Raw genomic sequence first — 11,499 nt, 5'->3', positions numbered from 1 at the left:
TACAGTTGGTGCTGGTGTTGTAGCTAAAATCGTTGCTTAATAGCGAAGTTAGTTAACACATTAAAAAGGAAGCTTCGGCTTCCTTTTTTTGTTTTATAGATTTTTTTTAAGTTTTGCTTATGTTCTCTGGTGTCGACCTTGCGAACTGACTAGAATAAGAATACAATCTATGGCCGATTTTTGACCCTGAGCTGATGCTTTTCGTGGCTAAACTCGGAAGTACTATTTGATAGTGGTACATATTTATCAAATTTAAGCTCAGGTCTTAGTGAGTAACGGAACTAACCGATGACGACAAATACTGAAAACCAGAATAATTCTCTGGATATTGTTAAGTGGGGCATAGCAGTTATATTGATTGCCGCCGCTGTTATTGGCAACCAAGCATTTGGCGAAGCCAGTGTTGTGGTACGCGCATTAGGCGTAATTGTTGCCTTTGTTATTGCAGGCTTTATTGCACTGCAAACTGTGAAAGGTAAAGAAGCTTTATCTTTTGCTCGTGAAGCTCACATTGAAGTACGTAAAGTGGTTTGGCCAACTCGTCAAGAAGCGCTAAACACAACATTCATTGTTCTTGCTGCAACAGCTGTCGTAGCCGTAATCCTTTGGGGTTTCGACTGGGTACTATTGCGTGTTGTTAACCTCATTACTGGCGTATAGGCATTTACATGACTGAAGCAACAGAAGCTAAAAAAAGATGGTATGTGATTCAAGCATTCTCAGGCTATGAAGGCCGTGTATGTAAAACACTACTTGAGCATATCAAAATGCACAACATGGAAGACTACTTTGCTGAGGTACTTGTACCAACTGAAGAAGTTGTTGAAATGCGTGCAGGTCAGCGTCGTAAAAGCGAACGTAAATTCTTCCCTGGCTATGTATTAGTCCAAATGGAAATGAATGATGAAAGCTGGCACTTAGTGAAAAGCATTCCACGTGTAATGGGTTTCATTGGCGGAACATCTGATCGTCCAGCACCTATTTCTGATAAAGAAGCGAATGCCATTCTTCAGCGTCTACAAGATACTGTTGAGTCACCGACTCATCGCGTTATGTTTGAGCCTGGTGAAGTTGTTCGTGTTAACGATGGTCCATTTGCTGACTTTAATGGCACTATCGAAGAAGTTGATTACGATAAAAACCGCGTTAAGGTTTCAGTAATGATCTTCGGTCGCTCTACTCCTGTGGAACTAGACTTCCAACAAGTTGAAAAGAGCTGATTAAATTAAATACAAATAGTATTTGTTTGCGGGTGCGGATTTTAGTATAATCCGCACCCGTTGTTTTCAAGGGGAGCTCATCGGCATGTAGCTGGTAGCGTTTGAACCCAAATTGAGGAAATGTCGACATGGCAAAGAAAATTGAAGCTTATATTAAGCTACAAGTAGCAGCCGGTGCTGCAAACCCGTCTCCACCAGTTGGTCCTGCTCTAGGTCAAAAAGGTGTGAACATCATGGAATTCTGTAAAGCATTCAATGCTCGTACTGAAAAGTTCGACAAAGGTATGCCGATTCCTGTTGTTATCACTGTATACAACGATCGTTCTTTCACGTTCGAAACTAAGACTCCTCCAGCATCTTTCTTATTATTGAAAGCTGCAGGTCTTAAGTCTGGTTCTGGCCGTCCAAATACCGAGAAAGTTGGTACTATCAAGCGCAGCGCTGTTCAGGAAATTGCTGAAACTAAAGCGGCTGATATGACTGGTGCTGATGTTGAAGCGATGATGCGTTCAATTGAAGGTACTGCACGTTCAATGGGTTTGGTAGTAGAGGACTAATATAATGGCAAAGCTAACTAAGCGCATGCGCGTAATCCGCGAGAAAATCGACGGAACTAAAAGCTACGATATCAATGAAGCTGTTGCTTTATTAAAAGAATTAGCAACTGCTAAATTCGTAGAAAGTGTTGACGTTGCTGTTAACCTAGGTATCGATCCTCGTAAATCAGACCAAAACGTTCGTGGCGCTACAGTATTACCACATGGTACTGGCCGTGAAGTTCGTGTTGCTGTGTTCACACAGGGCGCAAACGCTGAAGCAGCTAAAGAAGCTGGTGCAGAGTTAGTTGGTATGGAAGATCTAGCTGAGCAAGTTAAAGCTGGTGAAATGAACTTTGACGTTGTTATCGCATCTCCAGATGCAATGCGCGTTGTTGGTATGTTAGGTCAAATCTTAGGCCCACGTGGTTTAATGCCTAACCCTAAAACTGGTACTGTAACGCCAAACGTTGCTGATGCAGTTAAAAATGCCAAAGCTGGTCAAGTTCGTTACCGTAACGACAAGAATGGTATTATCCACACTACTATCGGTAAAGTGGATTTTGAACCTGCTCAAATTAAAGAAAACTTAGAAGCGTTAGTCGCAGCACTGAAAAAGGCTAAGCCTGCAGTTGCTAAAGGCGTTTACGTGAAAAAAGTCAGCATCTCTACCACTATGGGTGCAGGTGTTGTGGTTGACCAAGCTACTTTGGAAGACCTTAAGTAATATACAAAGGATGCGGATTAGTATATAATCCGCGCACTTTGTGGGTTGAGGTCTGCTTTTCAACATTGTTGAGAGCAGATTTCCGTCCAAGACCGTAGGTGTTTTCATAAGATAACTTAATTTCCTACGTAGACGGTGTCAGACCCCCCAGATAGATTTTGTTCTGCTGGAAATCTGCACCGTAAGTCGTTAAACACATAAGTGTTTAATATGGTAAATACTAGGGACATCCCTAGGTAGAATCCAGGAGTAAAGCCAATGGCATTAAGACTCGAAGACAAAAAAGCGATTGTTGCTGAAGTCAGCGAAGCCGCCAAAGGTGCTTTATCTGCAGTTGTTGCCGATTCACGCGGTGTAACTGTAGGTGATATGACCGGTCTGCGTAAAGCAGCACGTGAAGCTGGTGTTTATGTACGTGTTGTACGTAATACATTAGTTAAACGCGCTGTTGCTGGTACTGATTTTGAGTGCCTAAGCGACACGTTTACTGGTCCTACTTTGATTGCCTTTTCTAATGAGCACCCAGGTGCTGCAGCGCGTCTTCTTAAAGATTTCGCAGCTGAACAAGAAAAGTTTGAAATCAAAGCAGCAGCCTTTGAAGGGGAAGTTATCCCTGCAGCAGATATTGATCGTTTAGCGAAACTACCAACATACGAAGAAGCACTAGCTCAGTTAATGATGACTATGAAAGAAGCATCTGCTGGCAAGTTCGTTCGTACATTGGCCGCTCTTCGCGATCAAAAAGAAGCAGCTTAATATTTCATTAGCCGCTTAAATTAATTGAATTCAGTACAATAGGAATTTTTTGTTATGTCTATCACTAAAGACCAAATCTTAGAAGCTTTCGCAGAAATGTCTGTAATGGAAGTTGTTGAACTAATCGAAGCAATGGAAGAAAAATTCGGCGTTTCTGCTGCAGCTGCTGCTGTTGCTGTTGGCGGCGACGCTGGCGCTTCTGCTGCTGAGCAAACCGAATTTGACGTTGTTATGACTTCATTCGGTGGCAACAAAGTTGCTGTTATTAAAGCACTTCGTGGCGCTACAGGTCTTGGCCTGAAAGAAGCTAAAGCTATGGCTGAATCTGCACCAGTTGCAGTTAAAGAAGCTATCACTAAAGAAGAAGCAGAAGCACTTAAAGCTGATCTAGAAGCTGCTGGCGCTGAAGTAGAAGTTAAGTAAGTTATACTCTAACTTACCACCTCCCGAGTAATCGGGCGGAGGCTGGCGGTTTTTTAACCGTCGGCCTTTTTTGCGCTATATGCGCAGGCGATTTTTTATTCACCGTTTATCGCCAGTTTTAGCAGTTCCTAGCAGAGATTACTGGTTAGGTTCTTGCCATTAACGGTGATGGGCAAACGTGCTGATTTAATCTTAGAATTATTTCAGTCTTGGTCACATCTCGTAAGTAGAGGAAACCCATGGTTTACTCCTATTCTGAAAAGAAGCGTATTCGTAAAGACTTTGGAAAACGTCCAAAAGTTTTGGATATTCCGTATTTGTTGTCTATTCAATTAGACTCTTTTAAGAAATTCACCGATCAAGATCCTACGGGTGAACGTGGCTTTGAAGCTGCTTTCCGTAGCGTTTTTCCCATCAAGAGCTTTTCTGGCAACTCTGAACTGCAATATGTCAGTTACAAGCTAGGTGAGCCAGTTTTTGATGTGAAAGAGTGTCAGATCCGCGGTGTTACATATTCTGCACCACTACGCGTTAAATTGCGTATGGTTCTTTATGACCGTGAAGCTGCACCAGGCACAGTCAAAGATATTAAAGAACAAGAAGTCTACATGGGTGATATCCCATTGATGACTGAGAACGGTACCTTTGTAATTAATGGTACTGAGCGTGTAATTGTTTCTCAATTACATCGTTCTCCGGGTGTTTTCTTTGATCATGACCGTGGTAAAACCCACTCATCTGGTAAGGTGCTTTATAACGCACGTATTATTCCTTACCGTGGTTCATGGCTTGACTTTGAATTCGATCCAAAAGATTCATTATTTGTACGTATTGACCGTCGTCGTAAATTACCTGCGACTATCATCTTACGTGCGCTTGAATTTTCTACTCAAGAAATCTTGGATTTATTCTTTGAACGTATTGAGTTCAAAATTAAGCAAGATTCACTTGTTATGGCACTTGTGCCAGATCGTCTACGTGGCGAAACTGCAAGTTACGACATCAAAGATTCTGAAGGTAAGCTTTTAGTTGAAGCTGGCCGTCGTATTACTGCACGTCACATTAAGCAGCTTGAAAAAACCAACACTACTGAGCTTGAAGTACCAGTAGATTACATCGTTGGTAAGTTCGCTGCACAAGACTACATTGATGAAGATACTGGTGAAGTATTAGTTAGTGCAAATGCTGAAATCACCCTTGAAGACCTAGCTAAGCTTTCTTTAGCGGGTATTAAAGAAGTTGATACATTATTTATCAACGATCTTGATCATGGTGCATATATCTCAGACACATTACGTATTGATTCTACAACTAACCGCCTTGAAGCATTAGTTGAAATCTACCGTATGATGCGTCCTGGTGAACCACCAACCAAAGATGCTGCTGAAAGCTTATTCCAGAACTTGTTCTTCAGTGAAGAGCGTTATGACTTATCTAAAGTAGGTCGTATGAAGTTCAACCGTCGTCTTGAGATTTCTGAAGATGAAGGTGCTGGCGTACTGTCTAAAGAAGACATCGTACACGTTATGAAGAAAATCATCGAAATCCGTAATGGTTACGATGAAGTCGACGATATTGACCACTTAGGTAACCGTCGTATTCGTAGCGTAGGTGAGATGGCTGAAAACCAATTCCGTGTTGGTCTAGTTCGTGTTGAGCGTGCTGTTCGTGAACGTCTATCTCTAGGCGATCTGAATGAGCTTATGCCACAAGATTTAATCAATGCTAAGCCTATTTCTGCGGCAGTAAAAGAATTCTTTGGTTCTTCACAGTTGTCACAGTTCATGGATCAAAACAACCCGTTGTCAGAAGTAACGCATAAGCGTCGTATTTCTGCTCTTGGTCCTGGTGGTTTAACACGTGAACGTGCTGGTTTCGAAGTACGTGACGTACATCCAACTCACTACGGTCGTTTATGTCCGATTGAAACGCCAGAGGGACCAAACATTGGTCTAATTAACTCTTTAGCAAGTTTCGCTCGTACTAACTCTTATGGCTTCCTAGAAACACCTTACCGTAAGGTGGTTGATTGTGTGGTTACTGATGAAGTTGAATACTTATCAGCAATCGAGGAAGGCCGTTATGTGATTGCACAGGCAAACATCGAAATTGATTCTTCAAACCGTATGCTTGAAGAACAAATCGCATGTCGTCATAAAGGTGAATCTACCTTTATGCGTGCTGCTGATATTCAGTATATGGATGTTTCACCACAACAGATTATTTCTGTTGCGGCATCACTTATTCCGTTCTTAGAACACGATGATGCTAACCGTGCATTGATGGGTGCAAACATGCAACGTCAAGCCGTTCCTACTTTGCGTGCTGATAAGCCGCTTGTTGGTACCGGTATTGAGCGTACTCTTGCTGTTGACTCAGGTGTTGTTGTCGCTGCGAAGCGTGGCGGTGTTATCGACTATGTTGATGCTAGCCGTATCGTAGTGAAAGTTAACGAAGCAGAATTGACTCCAGGTGAAGCTGGTATCGATATCTACAACTTAACTAAATACACTCGTTCTAACCAAAACACTTGTATTAACCAACGTCCTTGTTGTTCTGTTGGTGATCCAATTGTTCGTGGTGATGTTTTAGCTGATGGTCCGTCTACCGATTTAGGTGACTTGGCCCTAGGTCAAAACATGCGTATCGCATTCATGCCTTGGAACGGTTATAACTTCGAAGATTCGATCTTAATCTCTGAGCGCGTAGCGCAAGAGGATCGTTTCACTACTATTCATATCCAAGAGCTTTCATGTATTGCTCGTGATACGAAATTAGGTAGCGAAGAAATCACTGCTGATATTCCAAACGTAGGCGAATCTGCTCTATCTAAATTAGACGAGTCAGGTATTGTTTACATTGGTGCAGAAGTAAAAGGCGGCGATATTCTAGTTGGTAAAGTGACACCTAAAGGTGAAACTCAGCTGACTCCAGAAGAAAAGCTATTGCGTGCAATTTTCGGTGAAAAAGCTTCTGACGTTAAGGACAGTTCATTACGTGTTCCTAACTCAGTTAAAGGGACTATCATCGATGTACAAGTCTTCACTCGTGACGGTATCGAAAAAGATAAACGTGCTCTTGAAATTGAAGAGATGCATGTTGCCCAAGCGCGTAAAGATTTAGGCGAAGAGTTCGAAATCCTTGAAGAAGGTGTTTTGAGCCGTGCACGTAACTTATTACTATCTGCTGGTTTCTCACAAGCTAAGCTTGCTGAATTACCACGTAAAGATGTATTAATTCAAGTTATTGATGATGAAGCTAAGCAAACTGAGCTTGAGCAATTAGCCGAGCAACATGAAGAGCTTAAAGCTGACTTCGATAAGAAGTTCGAAGTTAAACGTCGTAAAATCACCCAAGGTGATGACTTAGCTCCAGGCGTACTAAAGATTGTTAAGGTTTACCTTGCAGTCAAACGTACAATCCAACCTGGTGATAAGATGGCGGGTCGTCACGGTAACAAAGGTGTAATCTCTAAGATTTGTCCTATCGAAGACATGCCATACGATGAAACTGGTGATCCAGTTGATATCGTACTAAACCCATTGGGCGTACCATCGCGTATGAACATTGGTCAGGTACTAGAAGTTCACTTAGGTGCTGCTGCTAAGGGTATCGGTAATCGTATTACTGCTATGCTTGAAGAGCAACGTGAACTTGCTGAACTGCGCGACTACATCCGCCAGGTATATGAATTAGGTGACGAAGTTCTACAGAAAGTCGACATCAACTCATTCACTGACGATGAAGTATTGCGTCTGGCTAAAAACCTTAAAGGTGGTTTACCAGTTGCTACGCCAGCTTTCGATGGTGCTAAAGAAAAAGAGATCAAGCAAATGCTTGAACTTGCAGGCTTACCTGATTCTGGCCAGTTAACATTATGTGACGGCCGTACCGGTAACGAATTTGAGCGTAAAGTAACTGTTGGTTACATGTACATGCTCAAACTGAACCACTTAGTTGATGACAAGATGCACGCCCGTTCTACTGGTTCGTACAGCTTAGTTACACAACAACCATTGGGCGGTAAAGCTCAATTCGGTGGTCAGCGTTTCGGTGAGATGGAAGTATGGGCACTAGAAGCATACGGTGCTGCATATACTCTACAGGAAATGCTAACGGTTAAATCAGATGACGTTAACGGTCGTACTCAGATGTATAAGAACATCGTCGACGGTAACCATCAGATGCACCCAGGCATGCCTGAGTCTTTCAACGTATTGTTGAAGGAAATTCGTTCACTTGGTATTAATATCGAGTTGGATCAAGAGTAAGCATCGCTCTTAAGCAATGTTTGGTAACCAAGGATGCTTTGCTTAGCAAAGCATCTGGTTTAACTCCTTCAGGAGAGAAACGTGAAAGACTTATTAAAGTTTCTTAAACAGCAAAGCAAGACTGAAGAATTTAACGGTATTAAAATTGGTTTGGCTTCGCCAGACCTAATCCGTTCTTGGTCTTTTGGTGAAGTTAAAAAGCCAGAAACCATTAACTACCGTACTTTCAAACCTGAACGTGAAGGTTTGTTCTGTGCGCGTATTTTCGGTCCTGTAAAAGATTACGAATGTTTGTGTGGTAAATACAAACGTTTGAAGCACCGTGGTGTTATTTGTGAGAAGTGTGGCGTTGAAGTTACACAGACTAAAGTACGTCGTGAGCGTATGGGTCATATTGATCTTGCAAGCCCAGTTGCCCATATTTGGTTCTTGAAATCACTTCCGAGTCGTATCGGTTTGATGCTTGATATGACATTACGTGATATTGAACGCGTATTGTACTTTGAATCATTTGTAGTGATCGAGCCTGGCATGACCAGCCTTGAACGCGGTCAAATGCTGACAGAAGAAACATATCTTGATGCATTAGAAGAATACGGTGACGAGTTCGAAGCTAAAATGGGTGCTGAAGCAGTCTTAGACTTGCTACGTGCAATCAATTTAGAAGAACAAATTGATCAAATGCGTGAAGAGTTACCATCAATTAACTCTGAAACCCGTCGTAAGAAGGTCACTAAGCGCCTTAAACTGATGGAAGCATTCTTCACTTCTGGCAACAAGCCTGAGTGGATGATCTTAAAAGTGTTACCAGTTCTGCCACCTGATTTACGTCCTCTAGTTCCACTAGATGGCGGACGTTTTGCTACATCTGATTTGAACGACCTTTACCGTCGTGTAATCAACCGTAACAACCGTCTTAAGCGTCTATTAGATCTAGCTGCACCAGACATTATCGTACGTAACGAAAAGCGTATGTTACAAGAGTCTGTCGATGCACTATTAGATAATGGTCGTCGTGGTCGTGCTATTACCGGTTCTAACAAGCGTCCGCTTAAATCTTTGGCTGATATGATCAAAGGTAAGCAAGGTCGTTTCCGTCAGAACTTACTTGGTAAGCGTGTAGATTACTCTGGTCGTTCGGTAATTACCGTAGGTCCAACTTTACGCCTGCATCAGTGTGGTCTTCCTAAGAAGATGGCACTTGAGCTATTCAAACCATTCATCTATGGCAAGTTAGAAGGTCGTGGTCTTGCTACTACGATTAAAGCTGCTAAGAAAATGGTTGAGCGCGAGCAAGCTGAAGTTTGGGATGTATTAGACGAAGTGATTCGTGAACATCCAGTCATGCTTAACCGTGCACCAACACTTCATAGACTTGGTATTCAAGCATTTGAACCAGTTCTTATTGAAGGTAAAGCAATCCAATTGCATCCATTAGTATGTGCGGCATATAACGCCGACTTCGATGGTGACCAAATGGCTGTGCACGTACCGTTAACGCTTGAAGCTCAATTAGAAGCTCGTTCGTTAATGATGTCGACCAACAACATTCTTTCTCCTGCTAACGGTGAGCCAGTAATCACGCCTTCTCAAGACGTGGTACTAGGTCTTTACTACACCAGCCGTGAATGTGTTAACGGTCGCGGTGAAGGCATGACATTCATGTCTGTTGATGAAGTAGAAAAAGCATATGCAACAGGTGCAGCAGAATTGCATGCACGTGTGAAAGTTCGCTTAACCGAAACATCAATTGACGCTAATGGCGAGAAAGTACAAACACGTAAGATTGTAGATACTACAGTTGGTCGTGCGTTGTTATCGCAAATCTTACCTGAAGGATTACCATTTGATTTGGTAAACCAAAACATGGGTAAGAAGCAAATCTCTAAATTGCTGAACACTTGTTACCGTGCATTAGGCCTAAAAGATACTGTTATCTTTGCTGACCAATTAATGTATACCGGTTTCCGTTACGCAACTATCTCTGGTGCCTCTGTTGGTATCAACGATATGGTTATTCCTGACGAGAAATATACCTTAGTTGAAGAAGCTGAACGTGAAGTGCTTGAAATTCAAGAGCAGTTCCAATCAGGTCTTGTAACAGCTGGTGAGCGCTACAACAAAGTTATCGATATTTGGGCAAGCACCAACGATAAGATCTCTAAAGCGATGATGGACAACTTGAAAAAAGAAGTTGTTATTAATCGTGATGGTGAAGAAGAAGAGCAAGATTCGTTTAACAGCATCTATATGATGGCTGACTCGGGCGCTCGTGGTAGTGCTGCGCAGATTCGTCAGTTAGCTGGTATGCGTGGTCTGATGGCTAAGCCAGATGGCTCAATCATCGAAACCCCAATTACTGCGAACTTCCGTGAAGGTTTGAACGTATCACAATACTTCATCTCTACTCACGGTGCGCGTAAAGGTCTTGCCGATACCGCACTGAAAACAGCTAACTCGGGTTATCTAACTCGTCGTCTTGTTGACGTTGCACAAGATTTAGTTGTTATTGAAGATGACTGTGGAACAGAAGAAGGCTTGACCATGAAGCCGTTGATTGAAGGTGGTGATGTTAAAGAGCCGCTTCGTGAACGTGTTCTAGGTCGTGTTGTCGCTGTTGATGTATTAGAGCCTGGTACTGAAAAAGTACTTGCGCCGCGTAACACATTACTAGACGAGTCATGGTGTGATCTTCTAGAAGAGCACAGTGTTGATGAAGTTATTGTTCGTTCAGTAATTTCTTGTGACACAGACTTTGGTGTTTGTGCTGCTTGTTACGGTCGTGATTTAGCACGTGGTCATATTATTAACCACGGTGAAGCGATTGGTGTTGTTGCTGCTCAGTCGATTGGTGAGCCAGGTACACAGCTTACGATGCGTACTTTCCACATTGGTGGTGCTGCATCTCGTGACTCTGCAGAAAACAACGTACAAGTTAAGAATAACGGTACATTGAAACTTCATAACGCGAAATACGTTAAGAGTATCGATGATAAACTGGTTATCGTATCGCGTTCATCTGAAATTGCGGTTATCGATGAGTTAGGTCGTGAGAAAGAACGCTATCGTGTTCCTTACGGTACCGTATTAGAACAACTTGAAGATTCAGAAGTAACTTCTGGCGCTATCATTGCTAACTGGGATCCACATACGCATCCTATTATCTCTGAAGTTGCTGGTAGTGTTAAATTCGTTGATATGATTGAAGGCGTTACTATGACGCGTCAAACAGACGATTTAACCGGTCTATCTTCTGTTGTTGTTATTGATGCTGGTGCACGTCCTACCGCTGGTAAAGAAATGCGTCCTGCTATCCGTCTAATCGACGCGGCGGGTAACGATCTTATGATCCCTGGTACAGACGTACCAGCGCAATACTTCTTACCGGGTAATGCGATTGTTTCTAAAGACGATAATGCGCAAATTAATGTTGGTGATGCTTTAGCACGTATTCCTCAAGAATCGTCTAAAACTCGCGATATTACCGGTGGTCTGCCACGAGTTGCTGACTTATTCGAAGCGCGTAAGCCTAAAGAACCCGCTATTCTTGCTGAAATCTCAGGTAC

Annotated in this window: 8 protein-coding genes; all 8 read left to right on the top strand. The window is 42.6% G+C overall.

The window, feature by feature from the left end; all coding sequences use genetic code 11:
- The first annotated feature begins 288 nt into the window (after nt 1-288).
- Nucleotides 289-660: a preprotein translocase subunit SecE gene (gene secE / locus AN944_RS20535; protein ID WP_055026517.1), complete on the top strand. Its 372-nt coding sequence runs from the start codon at nt 289-291 to the stop codon at nt 658-660.
- Between the two features lie 8 nt (nt 661-668).
- Nucleotides 669-1,220, top strand: coding sequence for a transcription termination/antitermination protein NusG (gene nusG / locus AN944_RS20530; protein ID WP_055026516.1), 552 nt, complete (start codon nt 669-671; stop codon nt 1,218-1,220).
- A gap of 128 nt (nt 1,221-1,348) precedes the next feature.
- Nucleotides 1,349-1,777 carry a 50S ribosomal protein L11 gene (gene rplK / locus AN944_RS20525; RefSeq protein WP_055026515.1) on the top strand — a complete coding sequence of 143 codons (429 nt, stop codon included), beginning with the start codon at nt 1,349-1,351 and terminating at the stop codon, nt 1,775-1,777.
- A 4-nt stretch (nt 1,778-1,781) separates the two neighbouring features.
- On the top strand, nt 1,782-2,483 hold the full coding sequence (gene rplA, locus AN944_RS20520) for a 50S ribosomal protein L1 (protein WP_055026514.1): 702 nt from the start codon (nt 1,782-1,784) through the stop codon (nt 2,481-2,483).
- Between the two features lie 258 nt (nt 2,484-2,741).
- Nucleotides 2,742-3,239 carry a 50S ribosomal protein L10 gene (rplJ, locus tag AN944_RS20515; RefSeq protein ID WP_055026513.1) on the top strand — a complete coding sequence of 166 codons (498 nt, stop codon included), beginning with the start codon at nt 2,742-2,744 and terminating at the stop codon, nt 3,237-3,239.
- 54 nt (nt 3,240-3,293) lie between these two features.
- The gene (gene rplL, locus AN944_RS20510; protein WP_055026512.1) at nt 3,294-3,662 is read left to right on the top strand and encodes a 50S ribosomal protein L7/L12; all 369 of its coding nucleotides are present in this window, start codon (nt 3,294-3,296) and stop codon (nt 3,660-3,662) included.
- Between the two features lie 239 nt (nt 3,663-3,901).
- The gene (gene rpoB / locus AN944_RS20505; RefSeq protein ID WP_055026511.1) at nt 3,902-7,933 is read left to right on the top strand and encodes a DNA-directed RNA polymerase subunit beta; all 4,032 of its coding nucleotides are present in this window, start codon (nt 3,902-3,904) and stop codon (nt 7,931-7,933) included.
- 81 nt (nt 7,934-8,014) lie between these two features.
- On the top strand, nt 8,015-11,499 hold a 3,485-nt coding region (gene rpoC / locus AN944_RS20500; protein WP_055026510.1), incomplete at its 3' end, for a DNA-directed RNA polymerase subunit beta'.

Source organism: Shewanella sp. P1-14-1, from assembly GCF_001401775.1.
Lineage (GTDB): Bacteria > Pseudomonadota > Gammaproteobacteria > Enterobacterales > Shewanellaceae > Shewanella > Shewanella japonica.
Note: the sequence above shows the minus strand (reverse complement) of the source record. Positions and strands in the feature narration are given on the sequence as shown.